The organism is Pseudomonas sp. NPDC090755 (genome assembly GCF_044769005.1).
Taxonomy (GTDB): domain Bacteria; phylum Pseudomonadota; class Gammaproteobacteria; order Pseudomonadales; family Pseudomonadaceae; genus Aquipseudomonas.
On the sequence record NZ_JBIVXC010000005.1, the window covers coordinates 127,599 to 145,068 of the forward strand.

Genomic DNA, 17,470 nt, shown 5'->3' on the forward strand with positions numbered 1-17,470 from the left:
ATGTATGGAGAGAGCCTGGTTCTACGACCGCTTCGCGGCCGATCGCAGCCTGGCGGCAGCGGCTACCCGGGGCCGGCGTTGTGTTTGAAATGCTCAATAAAAAAGGGCACCCGAAGGTGCCCTCTTTCACATCACGTCACTCAGTTCAGCGCAGGCTTGCTGTCCCCGTTGATCGGGATGCGCTTGGCCTTGGCCTCTTCCGGGACGATACGCAGCAGGTCGATGCTGAGCAGGCCGTTGGCCAGCCCCGCGGCCTTGACCTCGATATGGTCGGCCAGGCGGAAGGACAACTTGAACGCCCGCTGGGCAATGCCCTGGTGCAGGTAGGTGACGCTTTCGGCGCTGCTGTCACGCTTGCCGCCCGTGACGGTCAGCACGCCTTTCTCCACTTGCAGGTCCAGATCCTGCTCCTGGAAACCGGCCGCAGCAACGACGATTCGATAGTGGTCATCGCCATGTTTTTCAACGTTGTAGGGAGGGTAGCTGCTACCCGCCTCATTACGCGCCGCAGATTCGAACAGGTCATTGAAACGGTCGAAGCCTACGGAATGACGGAACAGTGGAGCCAGAGAAAAAGCAGTAGTCATGGTACATCTCCTGAAAATCAGCGAGGTTGTGTAGTAGCGCGACCCGACTTCGGCATCGCGTACTCCTTAGATAAGGACCCTCGCCGGCTTTTCAAGCAACCCGGCAAACATTTTTCACGCCGCCTGGCTGACCGGCATGCCAATCAACTGACCAACCCGATCGCAATCGGTTTCCCGGCGCAGTTCGGCGAACAGCGCCACGGCTTCAGGATAGGTACGGGTCAGCATCGCCACCCACTGCTTCAAGCGTCCCGGCGCCTGGCGCGGGGTCATCTGCGCCACCGCCTGGCCCCAGAAGTCGCGGATCAGCGGCAACAGGGCGTACCAGTCCATGGGCACGAACTCGACGCCGTCGCGGGCAGCGGCGATCTGCCGGGCCAGGTCCGGGCGCGAGACCAGGCCGCGCCCGAGCATGATGTCCTCGACCCCGCTGACTTCACGGCAACGCTGCCAGTCCTCGAAGGTCCAGACTTCACCGTTGGCGTACACCGGCACCTTGACCACGTCCTGCACCCGCGCCACCCACTCCCAGTGGGCCGGTGGCTTGTAGCCCTCGACCTTGGTCCGCGCATGGACCACCAGTTGCTCGGCACCTCCCTCGGCCAGGGCGCGGGCGCAGTCCAGCGCCACGTCGGGGCTGTCGAAGCCCAGGCGCATCTTGGCCGTTACCGGAATATGCGCCGGCACGGCGCGGCGCACTTCACGCAGGATGGCATGGAGCAGCTCCGGCTCCTTGAGCAGCACCGCACCGCCGCGGGACTTGTTGACCGTCTTGGCCGGACAGCCGAAGTTCAGATCGATCACCGGCGCGCCCAGCTCACAGGCCAGCACCGCGTTCTCGGCCAGGCACACCGGGTCGGAACCGAGCAATTGCACGCGCAACGGCACCCCGGCCGTAGTCGCTGCACCCTGGCTCAGTTCTGGCGCCAGCTTGGCGAAGGTGGCGGCAGGCAACAGCCGGTCGCAGACACGAATGAACTCGGTGACGCACCAGTCGATGCCGCCCACCTGGGTCAGTACGTCGCGCAGGATGTTGTCGACCAACCCCTCCATCGGGGCCAGGGCAATTTGCATGGGGGGCGTCTCGGCTGAAAAAGGCCGGCAGTCTAGCAAAATCCGCGACCTACAGCGCTCCGGCCATCAGCGCCGCGCCATAACCTTCGATGAACTCGCCGGGCATGCGCTTGGGCCGGCCTGTGGATAACTCGATGCAGACGAAGGTGGTCTGCGCGCGCAGCAAGGTAGCGCCGTCACGGGGACGCACCAGCTGGAAGCGCCGGGTCATTTTCAGGCGCTGGTCCCAGTCGACGATCCAGGTCGCCAGTTGCAACTCATCGTCTTCATAGGCTGACGCCAGGTAGTCGATCTCGTGGCGGACCACGGCCATGGCCCGGTCCAGGCGCCGGTACTCGGCCAGGTCCAGGCCCAGGCGCTGGGAGTGGCGCCAGGCACAGCGCTCCAGCCAGGTGACGTAGACCGCATTATTGGCGTGGCCGAGGCCATCGATGTCTTCGGCACCGACGCGCAGGTCGATGGTGAACGGTGTTGCCAGATCCCAACTCATGCCCGCTCCAGTTCTCAGGTGAACGGGCAGAGTGTACCGGATGCTCAGGCCGATTGCCGCTCGCTGGCGTGCCTGGGCGCGAGCAGCGCCTGCACGCCCTCGATCAGTTGCGGGTCGGACAACACACGCTGGTGGCCACCTTCGGGCAGCAGCAACAGGCGACTGTCGAACCAGGCCTCGTGAATGGCCCTCGCCTCGCTGGACGGCACCAGACCGTCATCCTCGGCATGCACGACCAGCGCGGGAATATCCAGTTGATAGCCTTTGACATCAAGGCGCGCGATCGGCACCCCGACATCCCGCTCGACCTGGCGCACAAAGGCCGCTCGTGCCCGCGCCGGCATGCCCAGTCGCCGGGCGAAGCCGCGCAGTACACCCAGCAGTTGAGCCGGCGCGGCAATACTCACCGCAGCTTCCGCGCGCAGGCCCCACTGCAAGGCCAGCATGACGGCAGAGCCGCCCATCGAGTGGCCGATCACTGCCCGCAGCGCCGGCAACTCGGCAGCGGCCTCAAGCAAAGCCCGGGCAAACAGAACGACATGCGCCTGTTTACCTGGAGAATGACCGTGGGCAGGCCCTTCCAGGGCGACGGCGGTATAGCCGGAACGCACCAGGGTATCGATCAGGTGGGCGAACTGGGTCGGGCGCCCTTCCCAGCCGTGCATCAGCAGTACCGTCGGCCCCTGCCCCCAGCGCAAGGCCGAGAGACCGAAACGCAAGGTGATGCGCTCGGCGCGGGCCAGCAGCGGCAATTCCCAGTCCCGCGGCGGCAGGTTGCGCGGCGTCATGAAGGCCCGACGCATCTTGTTGGCCACATGCTCCGGTACCAGGTGTCCAAGGGTGCCGTTGACGCTACGAATCCAGCTCAAGGTATTCATCGCTTCGCTCCGGTGGATGGCGCAGGTTCAGACAACCGCCGACTTGGCGGCACGCAGGATGCGGTCAGACAATTCATCAGTGCCCAGGGCGCGGGCCAGGGCAATGCCACCGATCATCAGGGCCAGGTCGGCCAGGACCTTGTCGGCGTCTTCGGGGCTGTCGGCGAGGCTGGCCATCATCAGTTCAATGTGTTCGGCCAGTACCTCACGGAAGGCATCTGGCAGACGCGTCATCTCGCCCACAGAGTTGGGCAACGGGCAGGCACGTTCGGTGGCGTCACGGTGCTTGCGTGACAGGTAGAAAGCGGCGACCAGGCCACGGCGCTCTTCACCGCTCATGCTCGGGTCCACCTCGGCGAGCAGGGCCCGCCGTTCGGCAAGCAACTGGCGGAAGGCTTCCAGCATCAGCGCGTCCTTGCTGTCGAAGTGCGCATAGAAGCCCCCTACCGTCAGCCCGGCGGCGCCCATCACCTGGTTGACGCTGGGTTCGGCGGGGCCGTGCTGGATCAATGCACTGCAGGCTGCCTCGAGAATCCGTTCGCGGGTTTTCGCCTTCTTGTCGTTCATGACCTGCCTCCAAATATTATGATCACAATATTATTCTCATAATATTTTTCCGCAAGCGCTATCGCCCGCCATTTGTCGTACGGGTGCATCAGAAAGAGGAAGGAAGTTTTTTTCGCGGAAAAAACAAAAGGCTCATTCAATAATCGAATGAGCCTTGAAATCCCACAAAGTGGGTAAAATGGCGTCCCCTAGGGGACTCGAACCCCTGTTACCGCCGTGAAAGGGCGGTGTCCTAGGCCACTAGACGAAGGGGACTTGTAACCTTCGTGCAGATCCGTTTTCACGAACCCTGGCAAAATTGGTGGAGCTAAGCGGGATCGAACCGCTGACCTCCTGCATGCCATGCAGGCGCTCTCCCAGCTGAGCTATAGCCCCAGATTTCTAGCCTCGCGGCCCAGCGACCTCTTTCGATGTCACTTGTGTGAAACTGGCGTCCCCTAGGGGACTCGAACCCCTGTTACCGCCGTGAAAGGGCGGTGTCCTAGGCCACTAGACGAAGGGGACGAACCTTCTTACCTTCTCAACCCGGCCGCTGGAACCCGGTTGACTCTGAAGTTGTTACTACCAACTCCAGATCGGAATTTGGTGGAGCTAAGCGGGATCGAACCGCTGACCTCCTGCATGCCATGCAGGCGCTCTCCCAGCTGAGCTATAGCCCCACAATGTCGCTTTGAACTTGATTCGCTTGGCTGGGTGCTTCGCGTTTCGTTTTCGTTCATCGCTGTGGACGGGGCGCATATTAAGATCGGATCGCACACCTGTCAAATATATTTTCGAATTTTTTTGAATTTTTTTTCCGAGATAACAAACACTTACCGGGTTTACCGGGCGAAAGCCCCGGATTTGTTGGGCGCGGCCCGGAAAAGCATCGCGGGGCAAGCCCGCTCCTACAAGGGGTAGGAACGGGCTTGCCCCGCGAACAAGGGTGAAGGCGTTATCAGGCAATAGTGCCCAACAGCTTCTCCCACTCCTTGTTTTCCTTCTTCGACACACCACCGAGCAGGTCCAGGGCCTGGCGCAGGCGGTAACGGGTCAGGTCCGGACCGAGGATTTCCATGGCGTCGAGCACCGACACCGAGCTGGCCTGGCCTGTAATGGCGGCGAACATCAGCGGCATGGCATCACGCAGCTTCAGCTCCAGCGCCTCGACAACGGCCTGGATGCAACCGGTGATACGCTCTTTTTCCCACTGGCGCAGGCTTTCGAGCTTCCACAGGATCAGCTGGATCACCTGGCGAACCTGGTCGCCCGACAACTTCTTGCTCTCGAACAGCTTGGCATCGAGCTTCAGCGCGCCTTCGAAGAAGAAGCCGCCCAGCGGTGCAACCTGGCTGAAGGTCTCTACCCTGCCCTGCACGTGCGGCGCGATCTTCATCATGTAGTCGCTGTTGAACGCCCACTTCTGCAGGCGCGCGGCGAATTCTTCCACCGGCAGGTCACGCAGCCACTGGCCGTTGAGCCAGGACAGCTTCTCGATGTCGAAGATCGGCCCGCCCAGGGACACCCGCGACAGGTCGAAGTGCTCGACCATCTCGGCCAGGGAGAATTTCTCGCGCTCGTCCGGCATCGACCAGCCCATGCGGCCCAGGTAGTTGAGCATGGCTTCGGGCATGAAGCCCATGCGCTCGTAGAAGGTCACCGAGGTCGGGTTCTTGCGCTTGGACAGCTTGCTCTTGTCCGGGTTGCGCAGCAGCGGCATGTAGCACAGCTGTGGCTGCTCCCAGCCGAAGTACTCGTACAGTTTGATCAGCTTGGGCGCAGACGGCAGCCACTCTTCGCCACGCAGCACGTGGGTGATGCCCATCAGGTGGTCGTCGACCACGTTGGCCAGGAAGTAGGTCGGCAGGCCATCGGTCTTCATCAGCACCTGCATGTCCATGCGGTCCCACGGGATCTCGACTTCGCCACGCAGCATGTCCGGCACCACGCAGACGCCTTCGCTCGGCACCTTCATGCGGATCACGTGGGGCTCGCCTGCGGCCAGGCGGCGCTGCACTTCTTCAGGCGAGAGCAGCAAGGCGCGACCGTCATATCGCGGGGTCTCACCGCGGGCCATCTGCTCGGCGCGCATCTGGTCCAGCTCTTCGGCGGTGCAGAAGCACGGGAAGGCGTGGCCCAGGTCGACCAGTTGCTGGGCGTACTGCTTGTAGATATCGCCCCGCTCGCTCTGCCGGTACGGACCGTGCGGGCCGCCGACGTCCGGACCTTCGCTCCATTCGATGCCGAGCCAGCGCAAGGCGTCGAAAATCTGCTGTTCGGACTCGCGGGTCGAACGCAGCTGGTCGGTATCTTCGATACGCAGGATGAACTCGCCGCCGTGCTGCTTGGCGAAGCAGTAGTTGAACAGAGCGATGTAAGCGGTGCCGACGTGGGGATCGCCAGTTGGCGAAGGCGCGATACGCGTGCGAACGGTGGTCATGGACAGTCTCGAACTAGAGATGAAACAAAGGCTGGATGTTAACAGGGAGCGGGCATCGGGCTCCAGCAATGGGCGCGATCGACACTTGTGAGCATGGATCCAAACATTGTTAAATTTGCTTACATTTTTGGAACGATGGTACACATGCCCGCTCAACTCAAACGCCGCCTGCTGGTTTTCATGACCCTGGTCGCGCTCGTCGCCCTCGCCTTTCTCGCCCACTGGTACATCAAGGGTCGTTTCTACGAAAGCACCGACAACGCCTATGTACAGGGCGAAATCACGCGGATTTCCAGCCAGCTCGGTGCCCGTATCGATGACGTCCTGGTCCAGGACAACCAGCATGTCGCCAAGGGTGACCTGCTGGTACGCCTGGAGCCGGATGATTTTCGCCTGGCTGTGGAGCGCGCCCGCGCCGCCTTGGCCACCCGCGAGGCCGAACACGTGCAGGCCGAAAGCCGCCTGACCCAGCAAGCCAGCCTGATCGCCGCGGGCAAGGCCCAGGTCGCTGCCAACCAGGCCACCCTGGGTCGCTGGGTGCTGGACCTGAACCGGGCCCAGGCCTTGCGCAAGCCGGGCTTCGTTTCGGAAGAACGGGTGACCACCCTGTCGGCGGAAAACAACGTTGCCCGTTCACAGGTGAGCAAAGCCCAGGCCGACCTGCAAGGCCAGCGCCAGCAGGTCAATGCCCTGTCCGCCGAGCTCAAGCGCCTGGATGCACAGATTGCCAACGCCCGCGCCGAACTGGCCCAGGCCGAGCTGAACCTGACCCGCAGCGAAATCCGCGCCCCGATCAGCGGCATCATCGGCCAGCGTGCCGCCCGCAATGGCCAGGTGGTCCAGGCCGGCGCCTACCTGTTGTCGATCGTTCCGGATGAAGACATCTGGGTCCAGGCCAACTTCAAGGAAACCCAGATCGGCCACATGCAACCCGGGCAAACGGCCGAGCTGTTGTTCGACAGCTACCCCGACACCCCGATCCAGGCCCGGATCGACAGCCTGTTCGCCGCCTCCGGCGCGCAGTTCAGCCTGCTTCCGCCGGACAACGCCACCGGCAACTTCACCAAGGTGGTACAGCGCATTCCGGTCAAGCTGACCTTCGCTGCCGACAACCCGCTGCGCGGCAGGATCCGCCCTGGCATGTCGGTCACCGCCATCGTGGACATCCGGAACCACACCGACAATGGCCGGTGACCAGTTGATCCGTCCCGTCGGCGAACCCAGCCGGCGCGACTGGATCGCGGTAATGAGTGTGATGCTCGGCGCCTTCATGGCCGTGCTGGATATCCAGATCACCAACTCCTCGCTCAAGGACATCCAGGGCGCGCTGTCGGCGACCCTGGAGGAAGGCTCGTGGATCTCCACCTCGTACCTGGTGGCCGAGATCATCATGATCCCGCTGACCGCCTGGCTGGTGCAGCTGCTCTCGGCCCGGCGGCTGGCCGTGTGGGTGTCGCTGGGTTTCCTGGTCTCCTCGCTGCTGTGCTCCATGGCCTGGAACCTGGAGAGCATGATCGTCTTCCGCGCCATGCAGGGCTTCACCGGCGGCGCGCTGATTCCGCTGGCCTTCACCCTGACCCTGATCAAGCTGCCCGAACACCACCGTGCCAAGGGCATGGCGATGTTCGCCATGACCGCCACCTTCGCGCCATCCATCGGCCCGACCCTGGGCGGCTGGCTTACCGAGAACTGGGGCTGGGAATACATCTTCTACATCAACATTCCGCCGGGCCTGCTCATGATCGGCGGCCTGATGTATGGCCTGGAGAAGAAGCAAGCGCACTGGGAACTGCTGAAAAGCACCGATTACGCCGGCATCGTCACCCTGGGCGTGGGCCTGGGTTGCCTGCAGGTATTCCTCGAAGAAGGCCACCGCAAGGACTGGCTGGAGTCGAGCCTGATCGTCGGCCTGGGCAGCATCGCCCTGCTGAGCCTGATCACCTTCGTGATCGTGCAGTACTCAAAACCCAACCCGCTGATCAACCTGCGCATTCTCGGCAACCGCAACTTCGGCCTGTCGAGCATCGCCAGCCTGGGGATGGGAGTCGGGCTTTACGGATCGATCTACCTGCTGCCGCTGTACCTGGCGCAGATCCAGAACTACAACGCCCTGCAGATCGGCGAAGTGATCATGTGGATGGGGATTCCCCAGCTGTTCCTGATCCCGCTGGTGCCGCAGTTGATGAAGGTGATCTCGCCGAAAATCCTCTGCACCCTGGGCTTTGGCCTGTTCGGCCTGGCCAGTTTCAGCTCCGGGGTGCTCAACCCGGACTTTGCCGGTGAGCAGTTCAACCAGATCCAGATCATCCGCGCCCTCGGCCAGCCAATGATCATGGTGACCATCTCGCTGATCGCCACGGCCTACATCCTGCCCCAGGATGCAGGTTCGGCGTCGAGCCTGTTCAACATCCTGCGCAACCTGGGTGGCGCCATCGGCATCGCCTTGCTGGCGACCCTGCTGGATGCGCGCACCAAGATGTACTTCGACTACCTGCGCGAGTCGCTGGTACCGAGCAATCCACAGGTCGCCGAGCGCCTGGCGCAGTTGGCCGAAAGGCTGGGGAGCGATGCTGCGGCGCTGGGCAAGTTGAGCGAGATTACCCACCAGCAGGCGATGATCATGGCCTACAACGATGCCTTCCATTTTGTCGGTATCGGTTTGGCGATCAGCATGGTGGCGGTGTTGATGACGCGCAAATTGCCACCGGGGTTGAAGGCTGGAGAGGCTCACTGACAGCGGCGTCTGAATCGCGGGGCAAGCCCGCTCCTACCCCTGTAGGAGCGGGCTTGTCCCGCGATAGAGGCTTACGCGGTAATCATGCGCTCACGCAACGCGGTGATCTCGTCGCGCAACTGCGCCGCCGCTTCGAACTCCAGGTCCCGCGCCAGCTGGTACATCTTCTCTTCCAGCTGCTTGATGCGCTTGGCGATCTCGCCCGGGGTACGCAGTTCGGCTTCGTAGCGGGCGCTCTCCTCCGCGGCCTTGGCCATGCCCTTGCGCTTCTTGCTGCGCGAGCCGGGCACGTTGGCGCCTTCCATGATGTCGGTGATGTCCTTGACCACGCCCTTGGGCACGATGCCGTTGGCCTGGTTGAAGGCAATCTGCTTGTCGCGGCGGCGTTCAGTCTCGCCGATCGCCCGCTCCATGGAGCCTGTCCTGTTGTCGGCATAGAGGATCGCCCGACCGTTGAGGTTACGCGCCGCCCGGCCGATGGTCTGGATCAGCGAACGCTCGGAGCGCAGGAAACCCTCCTTGTCGGCATCGAGGATCGCCACCAGCGACACCTCGGGCATGTCCAGCCCCTCACGCAGCAGGTTGATCCCCACCAGCACATCGAACGTCCCCAGGCGCAAGTCGCGGATGATCTCGACCCGCTCCACGGTGTCGATGTCCGAGTGCAGGTAGCGCACCCGTACATCGTGGTCGGCCAGGTAATCGGTGAGGTCCTCGGCCATGCGCTTGGTCAGGGTGGTGACCAGCACACGCTCTTCAATGGCCACACGCTTGCGAATTTCCGACAGCAGGTCGTCGACCTGGGTGGTGGCCGGGCGCACCTCCACCTGCGGATCGACCAGGCCGGTGGGCCGCACCACCTGCTCCACTACCCTGCCGGCGTGATCGGCCTCGTAGGGCCCGGGCGTCGCGGAAACGAAGATGGTCTGCGGACTCACGCTTTCCCACTCGTCGAAACGCATGGGCCGGTTGTCCAGCGCCGACGGCAGGCGGAAACCGTACTCGACCAGGGTCTCCTTGCGCGAGCGGTCGCCCTTGTACATGGCCCCGACCTGGGGAACGCTGACGTGGGACTCGTCGATCACCAGCAAGGCATCGGCCGGCAGGTAGTCGTAGAGGGTCGGCGGCGGCGCCCCGGCCGGACGCCCGGACAGGTAGCGCGAGTAGTTTTCGATGCCGTTGCAGTAGCCCAGCTCGAGGATCATCTCCAGGTCGAAGCGGGTGCGCTGCTCCAGGCGCTGGGCTTCGACCAGCTTGTTGGCCTTGTGCAGGTATTCCAGTCGCTGCTGCAGCTCCTCCTTGATGCCCTCCACCGCCTCGAGCAGGGTTTCGCGCGGGGTCACGTAGTGGCTCTTGGGGTAGAAGGTGAAGCGCGGCAGTTTGCGGATCACCTCGCCGGTCAGCGGGTCGAAGGCGGCAATGTTCTCCACTTCATCGTCGAACAGCTCGATGCGGATGGCTTCCAGGTCCGATTCGGCCGGGAAGATGTCGATCACATCGCCACGCACGCGGAAGGTGGCGCGGGCGAAGTCCATTTCGTTGCGGGTGTACTGCAGGTCGGCCAGGCGGCGCAGCAGGGCGCGCTGGTCGAGCTTGTCGCCACGGTCCACGTGCAGGACCATCTTCAGGTAGGTTTCCGGGCTGCCCAGGCCGTAGATGCACGACACCGTGGTGACGATGATCGCATCGCGCCGCTCAAGCAGCGCCTTGGTCGCTGACAGGCGCATCTGCTCGATGTGATCGTTGATCGAGGCGTCCTTCTCGATGAAGGTGTCTGACGACGGCACATAGGCTTCGGGCTGGTAGTAGTCGTAGTAGGAAACGAAATACTCCACGGCGTTGTTGGGGAAAAACGCCTTGAACTCACCATACAACTGCGCCGCCAGGGTCTTGTTCGGCGCCAGCACCAAGGTTGGGCGCTGCACCTGGGCGATCACGTTGGCGATGCTGAAGGTCTTGCCCGAACCGGTCACCCCGAGCAGGGTCTGGTGCGCCAGGCCCGCCTCGATGCCTTCGACCATCAGGCGAATGGCCTCGGGCTGGTCGCCGGCCGGCTGGAAACGGGTGACGAGCTGAAACTCGGACATGACGGACCTCTGTGTTATCGCGGCTGCAGGCAACTGTATCTATAGACAGTACTTATACCGAATTAGTGTCACTGAGTGCCAGTTTCAACTCAGTGTTGCGGGCAATTGCCGCACTGGACCGGTCAATACGACTAACGGTCGAAAAAATTTCGGCCAAACAGCAGGAAAAGCTGCACCAGACTGTCGCCGTGACCGGTGGGTATCACTATACTGACTCCCCGTTTGTGCACCGCTCTAGTGCATTTCGGCTGGAGCGTGCGAACTCTTCCACTCTCCATTCGAGCCAAGGTAATAATGAGCCTGTTTTCCGCTGTCGAGCTGGCACCACGCGACCCCATTCTGGGCCTGAACGAAGCTTTCAACGCCGATACCCGTAGCAACAAGGTCAACCTGGGTGTAGGTGTGTACTGCAACGAAGAAGGGCGTATCCCACTGCTGCGCGCAGTGATCGAAGCCGAAACCCAGCGCGCTGCCCAGCACGCTTCCCGCGGTTACCTGCCGATCGACGGCATCGCCGCCTACGACCAGGCCGTGCAGAAACTGCTGTTCGGTGCCGAGTCGCCACTGCTGGCCGCTGGCCGCGTGATCACCACCCAGGCCGTCGGCGGTACCGGCGCCCTGAAGATCGGTGCCGACTTCCTCAAGCAGATCTCGCCAAATGCCGTCGTCGCCATCAGCGACCCGAGCTGGGAAAACCATCGCGCCCTGTTCGAAACCGCCGGTTTCCCTGTGCAGAACTACCGTTACTACGACGCCGCCACCAACGACGTCAACCGTAGCGGCATGCTCGAAGACCTCAACGCCCTGCCGTCGGGCTCGATCATCGTCCTGCACGCCTGCTGCCACAACCCGACCGGCGTCGACCTGAGCCTGGACGACTGGAAAAACGTCCTCGAAGTGGTCAAGGCCAAGGGCCACGTACCGTTCCTCGACATGGCCTACCAGGGCTTTGGCGACGGCATCTACGAAGACGCCTTTGCCGTGCGCCTGTTCGCAGAGTCCGGCCTGAACTTCTTCGTTTCCAGCTCGTTCTCCAAATCCTTCTCGCTGTACGGCGAGCGCGTTGGCGCCCTGTCGATCATCACCGAGTCCAAGGAAGAGAGCGCTCGCGTGCTGTCCCAGGTCAAGCGCGTGATCCGTACCAACTACTCCAACCCGCCAACTCATGGCGCCAGCATCGTTGCCGCCGTGCTCAACAGCCCGGAACTGCGTGCGATGTGGGAAGAGGAGCTGGGCGAAATGCGCAGCCGCATCCACGGCATGCGCAAGCAAATGGTCGAGCTGCTGGCCGAGTACGGTGCCAACCGCGACTTCAGCTTCGTCGGTCGCCAGCGCGGCATGTTCTCCTACTCGGGCCTGAGCATTGAGCAAGTCGCCCGTCTGAAGAACGAGTTCGGCATCTACGCCCTGGACACCGGCCGCATTTGCGTCGCCACCCTGAACCAGAGCAACATCCATGTGGTGACCAAGGCCATCGTCGAGGTCCTGTAACTGATTAATTGCCAAGGGGAGGCTTGACTTCCCCTTAGCAATCAGTAAGATACGCCACAGATTCCGCGATAGCTCAGTCGGTAGAGCAAATGACTGTTAATCATTGGGTCCCTGGTTCGAGTCCAGGTCGCGGAGCCAAATACCTGAAAAACCTCCAGTTGCGCTGAGCACTGGAGGTTTTTTCGTTTCAGCCCCTCCCCTCCTGCCGGTAGGGCTCGGTCACCGGCCGCTGCTCATCCACCAGAATCCACACCAGCAATTTTGCCGGCTTCGCCTGGCTGGCATTGCGCGAAACCAGGTGCGCGGCGCCTGGCGGCTCGTACCAGAAATCACCCGTCTTGTAGGTCACAGGCTTGTGTTCGCCCTTGAGCTGGGAAACCACTTCCCCTTCGAGCACATAGGCCATGACTGCGCCCGGATGCTGGTGCGCGACGGATGCCTGCCCCGGCGCATAATCGACCGTCAGCATGATGGCTTTCTTGCCCGGCGCATTGGCTGGCAGTTGCTGCTGCAGGATATTGACCGCTTCCTGGCCTTCTTCCGGGCCATGGGCCCAGGCCCCCGGCAGGGTGAACAGGCTGGCGACGATCAGTGTACTGATGGGTATCAGACGGGATTTCATGGGCATTACCTCGCAGGAGTGGATGCCGGCAGGTTATGCCGACACCAGTGAGGTAAAAAGCGCCAATTCAGGGAAAAACGTGGAGGCTAATCAGCTGCGGCCAATCGGGTAGAAGGTGCCCGAACTCCAGACGCCCAGCCATTGCTCGCCGTCGATCTGGCGCGGCACGGCCAGCTCCACCAACTGATAGAACACATTGCGGTGGATCAGCGCCTCCAGGTTGCTGCGCATATGCACATAGGGCGAAGGCTCCTGGGTGCTGGCATCGATCTCGAAGCGCAGGGGATGCTCAGGCCCGGCCTCGACCTGGTCCTCGACGTTGCTGGTAAAGCGCAGCACCTGCTGCTCACCACTGCCCTGCACCTCCAGGACAACCGCCACGAACGGCGCATCATCGACCTTGATACCGACCTTCTCGACCGGCGTCACCAGGAAGTAGTCGTCACCGTCGCGGCGGATGATGGTGGAGAACAGCCGGACCATCGGCTTGCGCCCGATCGGCGTACCCAGGTAATACCAGGTGCCATCACGGGCGATGCGCATGTCGATATCGCCGCAAAAATCCGGGTTCCACAGGTGTACCGGCGGCAACCCCTTTTCTGTCTTGGGAATCTGCGCCAACAGATCATTGGCCTTGCCGCTACCTGACATCACCCTCTCCTTACTGACTCATGCCCAGAAGACTGCGAGCGTAATCCTCAAGCGGTGGACCAAGCAAATCTTCCGGCTTGTTGTCATGGAACGTCAGCAAACCGCCACGGCTGTTGATCCGCGTCGTATCGATCAGGTAGCGGGTGCTGGTTTCGATCAGCATCAACTGAATCACGCCGGTATCGATACCCAGACGATCGACCGCCTGCTCGTCATACCATTCATCGCCATTGCCGATACGGTCATCGGTGCGAGCAAAGCGGGCATACAGCAGGTAGTGGGCACCCACCGAGCGGGCCTCGACCAGGGCGTCTTCAAGCCCCAGCGGCCCCCGGGCCCGGCGTACCATGGGGAAGTACTCGATAAAGCCCTTGAAGGCCTCTTCGGCAACCACGTTAGGTCGTGGATAAGGGCCTTTGCCCGGCGGAACGAAGGCACCCTGGCCAATGTAGATGAACGAGTCAGGCTGCAAGCGCACCGACAGCGACCGGCGGGTGTCGCTGTGATCGAGCAGACCGGCGTCGCTCATGTGGTAGCGGACACCCTCACCCATATCGCTGACATTCATGCAGCCGCCCAGCGCCGTCAGCGCCAGCAGCAAAACCAGGCTACGCATCAATCCTCCAGTGGCCGGTGACGGAAAACCGGCGAATGGCCGACAGATGCAGCTTTTGCGCCAGTCTTAACCGCCGATGATCTTCATCACTGTCGCACCACCGGAAAACGCCACCGGCTGCTTGTCGCCCAGGGCCTTGAGCAGCAGGCCCTGCAGGGCCGGCAGCGCCTCATGACGCGGCTTGTCGAGCAAGTCGCCGATGTAGTGACGGTTGCTCGACGACAGGCAGCCATGCAGCCAGCCGGTGGAGGACAGGCGCAGCCGCGAGCAGGTACGGCAGAACGGTACGCTCTCGTTGGCGATCACGCCGAAATAACCCTGGCCCGGGATCTGGTAGCGCAAGGCCGTGGCATCCACCGGTGCATTGGCCTGCAGGTATTCGTAGCGTTCGCCGATCAGTTGCAGCAGGTGCTCTAGGCTGACGAACTGCTGCAGGAAAGCATTGCTGTCGCGGGCCAGATGGCCCATGCGCATCAGTTCGATGAAGCGCAGCTCGAAACCGCGGGCCAGGCAGTATTCCAGCAGCGGGATCACCTGGTCGAAGTTCTGCCCGCGCAGGGGCACCATGTTGACCTTGATCTTCATCCCCGCTGCGCTGGCCTGCTCCATGCCATCGAGCACGGTGGCGAGGTCGCCGCCACGGGCGATGCGACGGAACGCATCGGGATCGAGGGTATCGAGGGAGACATTGAGACGGCGAATGCCGGCAGCGCGCAGCAATGGCAGCTTGCGCGCCAGCAACTGGCCGTTGGTGGTCAGACTGATTTCATCCAGGCCCAGGGATGCGACCGAGGTCAGGAAGGTTTCCAGCTTGGGACTGACCAGCGGCTCGCCACCGGTGACCCGCAAACGCTCGATGCCGGCCGCTTCGATCAGGTAGGCCACGCCGCGCGCCATCGCTTCGGCAGACAGCTCGTCCTGAGCCGCCACCAGACGCTTGCCGTCCGGTACGCAATAGGTGCAGGCATAGTTGCAGGCAGCGGTGAGGCTGACACGCAAGTTGCGAAAACGCCTGCCTTGGCGGTCGACGATCATGGATGACTCCGGCATGGATGAATCGGGCTTGCAAAACCTGACTCAAAAATCAGGTTTTTGCAAGCCTTCATACCTGAGTATATTCCTGCATGGCACTTCCCTGTAGCGGCATCGGGCTGCCGAATGTGTCAGTTACCGGCCGCATCCGGGTCGCGCTTGCGCTTGTTGCCCATGCGCACGCCGATGTCCATCAGGAACTGGAAGAAGCCTTCCTGGTCTTCCAGCACGTTGCTCCAGAACGGCGAGTGATACAGGGCCACGGCGCCATGCACCAGGGCCCAGGCGGCGCAGTAGTGGAAGTACGGTGGCACGTCTTCGAGCTTGCCTTCGCTGATGCGGCCCTTGATCAGCAGGGTCAGGCGGTCGAAGTTGGAGGCACGGATCTTGTGCAGCTCCTCGACCATTTCCGGCACCTGGTTGCCCTTGACCACCTTCTCTTCGAGGCGGTCGAACAGCCGGTAGCGCTGCGGGTCACGCATGCGGAATTCGAAGTAGGCGCGCGACAGGGCCTCCTTGTCGCGGTCAACGTCGGCAGAGTGCAGCAGTTCGTTCAAATCGCGCTCGTAGTCGAGCATCAGGCGCAGGTAGATCTCCGCCTTGGATTTGAAATGCTTGTAGATCGTGCCTTTGCCGATACCGACAGCATCAGCGATCATCTCGACGGTGACGCTGTCTTCACCCTGGTCGAGAAACAGCTTGAGCGCGGTATCGAGAATTTCTTGCTCACGGCGACGAAACTCACGGACCTTACGAGGTTCTTTCTGCATAAGATGGACTGGATCGAAATCGAAGCCGGTTATTATGCCTAAATTGCGCCAAAATGCACGGATCATCCAACCATGTCTATGTTTCTTGATGAGTTCGAGCAGGCCCCCGGCCTGCGCTACCTGAACCATGCTGCCGTGGCACCCTGGCCCAAACGCACCAGCCAGGCGGTTTCGCGCTTCGCCAACGAAAACGTTTGGCTCGGCGCAAGGGACTATCCGGACTGGATGACCGTGGAGCAACGCCTGCGTGAGCGACTGATGCGCCTGACCAACGCACCGTCGACCGATGACATTGCCCTGGTCAAGAGCACTTCCGAGGCACTTTCGTTCGTCGCCTTCGGGCTTGACTGGCACGCAGGCGACCAGATCGTCATCAGTGATGAGGAGTTCCCGTCCAACCGCATCGTCTGGGAAGCCCTGGCCGACCAGGGTGTCGAAGTGGTCCAGGTCAGCCTCAAGGGCAGCGATCCGGAGGCCGACCTGCTCGACGCCTTTGGCCCGCGGACACGCCTGCTGGCGATCAGCGCCGTGCAGTTCGCCAGCGGCCTGCGCCTGGACCTGGCACGGCTTGGCCAGGGCTGCCGAGCGCGCAATGTGTTGTTCTGCATCGATGCCATCCAGCAACTGGGCGCCCTACCCTTCGACGTGCAGGCCTACCAATGCGACTTCGCCATGGCTGACGGGCACAAATGGATGCTCGGCCCGGAAGGCCTCGGGGTGTTCTACTGCCGCGCCGAGGTGCGCCCGCGGCTGAAGCTCAGCGAGTACGGCTGGCATATGCTCGAACACATCGGGGACTACACCCGCACCGAATGGGAACCGGCCCACAGCGCCCGACGCTTTGAATGCGGCAGCCCGAACATGCTCGGCGCCGCAGCGCTGGAGGCCAGCCTGTCGTTGCTTGAAGAAGTAGGCATGGAGCACGTGGCCGCAGCCCTGGACGAGCGGGTGACCTGGCTACGCGAAGGCCTGGCGGCGATCTGCGGGGTACGCCTGCACAGTCCGCAGGATCCGGCACGGCGCGCCGGCATTGTTTCGTTCAGCATCGACGGCCTTGATAACTTCGCGCTCTATCAACGCCTCAAGCAGGAGCAGGTGGTGTGCATTACGCGAGGTCCTGGCGTGCGCTTTTCGCCGCATTTCTACACGCCAAGGCACATAATCGACGAAACTCTGACTATAGTGCGGCAGATTGCAGAGCGATGAGTGCTCAGCAGCCGCAGCCGTATTCCAAATCTGTTTAAAAAACGAGCAGTGAGCGCTGGCAGCCCGCCAATCCTGGCCAATACTTCAGGTGTTGGCGCGGCGCATCCCCCCAGTGGCGCGCCGATAAAGGTGCTCAGGGACCGCGTACCTTTGTTTTACTCCTAATGGTCTTAACCCGGATTCACCCCCCAGAACCCGGGTTTTTTTTGCCTGTAATAATCTGCCGCCCCCAAGGGAGCCGTGGGA

Annotated in this window: 16 protein-coding genes and 5 tRNA genes; 5 read left to right on the plus strand and 16 right to left on the minus strand. The window is 62.2% G+C overall.

The window, feature by feature from the left end; genetic code table 11:
- Window positions 1–140: 140 nt before the first annotated feature.
- From ACIQUS_RS10315 to gltX, 10 genes are all read right to left on the minus strand, one after another.
- A complete protein-coding gene (locus ACIQUS_RS10315) occupies window positions 141–587 on the minus strand; it encodes an Hsp20 family protein (RefSeq protein ID WP_403046349.1) in 447 nt (148 codons plus the stop codon).
- A 114-nt stretch (window positions 588–701) separates the two neighbouring features.
- On the minus strand, window positions 702–1,661 hold the full coding sequence (locus ACIQUS_RS10320; protein WP_403046352.1) for a tRNA dihydrouridine synthase: 960 nt from the start codon (window positions 1,659–1,661) through the stop codon (window positions 702–704).
- Between the two features lie 49 nt (window positions 1,662–1,710).
- A complete protein-coding gene (locus tag ACIQUS_RS10325) occupies window positions 1,711–2,151 on the minus strand; it encodes an acyl-CoA thioesterase (protein WP_403046354.1) in 441 nt (146 codons plus the stop codon).
- A gap of 44 nt (window positions 2,152–2,195) precedes the next feature.
- A complete protein-coding gene (locus ACIQUS_RS10330; RefSeq protein ID WP_403046357.1) occupies window positions 2,196–3,029 on the minus strand; it encodes an alpha/beta hydrolase in 834 nt (277 codons plus the stop codon).
- 27 nt (window positions 3,030–3,056) lie between these two features.
- A complete protein-coding gene (locus tag ACIQUS_RS10335) occupies window positions 3,057–3,596 on the minus strand; it encodes a TetR/AcrR family transcriptional regulator (protein ID WP_403046359.1) in 540 nt (179 codons plus the stop codon).
- Window positions 3,597–3,775: 179 nt separating this feature from the next.
- Window positions 3,776–3,851 (minus strand) — tRNA-Glu (locus ACIQUS_RS10340).
- 44 nt (window positions 3,852–3,895) lie between these two features.
- Window positions 3,896–3,971 (minus strand) — tRNA-Ala (locus ACIQUS_RS10345).
- Between the two features lie 53 nt (window positions 3,972–4,024).
- Window positions 4,025–4,100 (minus strand) — tRNA-Glu (locus tag ACIQUS_RS10350).
- A gap of 79 nt (window positions 4,101–4,179) precedes the next feature.
- Window positions 4,180–4,255 (minus strand) — tRNA-Ala (locus tag ACIQUS_RS10355).
- Between the two features lie 278 nt (window positions 4,256–4,533).
- Entirely contained in the window at window positions 4,534–6,015 is a 1,482-nt protein-coding gene (gene gltX, locus ACIQUS_RS10360) for a glutamate--tRNA ligase (protein ID WP_285861775.1), read from the minus strand.
- 144 nt (window positions 6,016–6,159) lie between these two features.
- Here gltX and ACIQUS_RS10365 point away from each other — a divergent pair, with 144 nt between their 5' ends.
- Together ACIQUS_RS10365 and ACIQUS_RS10370 are read left to right on the plus strand one after the other, a co-directional pair.
- The gene (locus tag ACIQUS_RS10365; RefSeq protein WP_403046363.1) at window positions 6,160–7,209 is read left to right on the plus strand and encodes an HlyD family secretion protein; all 1,050 of its coding nucleotides are present in this window, start codon (window positions 6,160–6,162) and stop codon (window positions 7,207–7,209) included.
- Window positions 7,199–8,749 (plus strand): MDR family MFS transporter, encoded by a 1,551-nt coding sequence (locus ACIQUS_RS10370; protein ID WP_403046366.1) that lies wholly within the window; start codon window positions 7,199–7,201, stop codon window positions 8,747–8,749. Before ACIQUS_RS10365 ends, ACIQUS_RS10370 begins: the two co-directional genes overlap by 11 nt.
- A gap of 71 nt (window positions 8,750–8,820) precedes the next feature.
- Here ACIQUS_RS10370 and uvrB read toward each other — a convergent pair whose 3' ends face one another.
- Entirely contained in the window at window positions 8,821–10,836 is a 2,016-nt protein-coding gene (gene uvrB / locus ACIQUS_RS10375) for an excinuclease ABC subunit UvrB (protein ID WP_403046368.1), read from the minus strand.
- 294 nt (window positions 10,837–11,130) lie between these two features.
- On the opposite strand from uvrB, the gene ACIQUS_RS10380 reads away from it, so the two are divergent.
- Window positions 11,131–12,327: an amino acid aminotransferase gene (locus ACIQUS_RS10380; RefSeq protein WP_403046371.1), complete on the plus strand. Its 1,197-nt coding sequence runs from the start codon at window positions 11,131–11,133 to the stop codon at window positions 12,325–12,327.
- Window positions 12,328–12,389: 62 nt separating this feature from the next.
- Window positions 12,390–12,465: transfer RNA gene (locus tag ACIQUS_RS10385), tRNA-Asn, on the plus strand.
- A gap of 49 nt (window positions 12,466–12,514) precedes the next feature.
- Here ACIQUS_RS10385 and ACIQUS_RS10390 read toward each other — a convergent pair.
- From ACIQUS_RS10390 to ACIQUS_RS10410, 5 genes are all read right to left on the minus strand, one after another.
- Window positions 12,515–12,949 carry a cupin domain-containing protein gene (locus ACIQUS_RS10390; protein WP_403046373.1) on the minus strand — a complete coding sequence of 145 codons (435 nt, stop codon included), beginning with the start codon at window positions 12,947–12,949 and terminating at the stop codon, window positions 12,515–12,517.
- 90 nt (window positions 12,950–13,039) lie between these two features.
- Window positions 13,040–13,600, minus strand: a complete 561-nt coding sequence (locus ACIQUS_RS10395; RefSeq protein WP_403046376.1) for a DUF1285 domain-containing protein — start codon at window positions 13,598–13,600, stop codon at window positions 13,040–13,042.
- 10 nt (window positions 13,601–13,610) lie between these two features.
- Window positions 13,611–14,216, minus strand: a complete 606-nt coding sequence (locus ACIQUS_RS10400) for a DUF4823 domain-containing protein (RefSeq protein WP_403046379.1) — start codon at window positions 14,214–14,216, stop codon at window positions 13,611–13,613.
- Between the two features lie 66 nt (window positions 14,217–14,282).
- On the minus strand, window positions 14,283–15,251 hold the full coding sequence (locus ACIQUS_RS10405; protein ID WP_403046382.1) for a GTP 3',8-cyclase MoaA: 969 nt from the start codon (window positions 15,249–15,251) through the stop codon (window positions 14,283–14,285).
- A 128-nt stretch (window positions 15,252–15,379) separates the two neighbouring features.
- Window positions 15,380–16,018: a TetR/AcrR family transcriptional regulator gene (locus tag ACIQUS_RS10410; RefSeq protein WP_285861765.1), complete on the minus strand. Its 639-nt coding sequence runs from the start codon at window positions 16,016–16,018 to the stop codon at window positions 15,380–15,382.
- Window positions 16,019–16,090: 72 nt separating this feature from the next.
- Here ACIQUS_RS10410 and ACIQUS_RS10415 point away from each other — a divergent pair, with 72 nt between their 5' ends.
- Window positions 16,091–17,224: an aminotransferase class V-fold PLP-dependent enzyme gene (locus ACIQUS_RS10415; protein WP_403046386.1), complete on the plus strand. Its 1,134-nt coding sequence runs from the start codon at window positions 16,091–16,093 to the stop codon at window positions 17,222–17,224.
- Window positions 17,225–17,470: the final 246 nt, after the last annotated feature.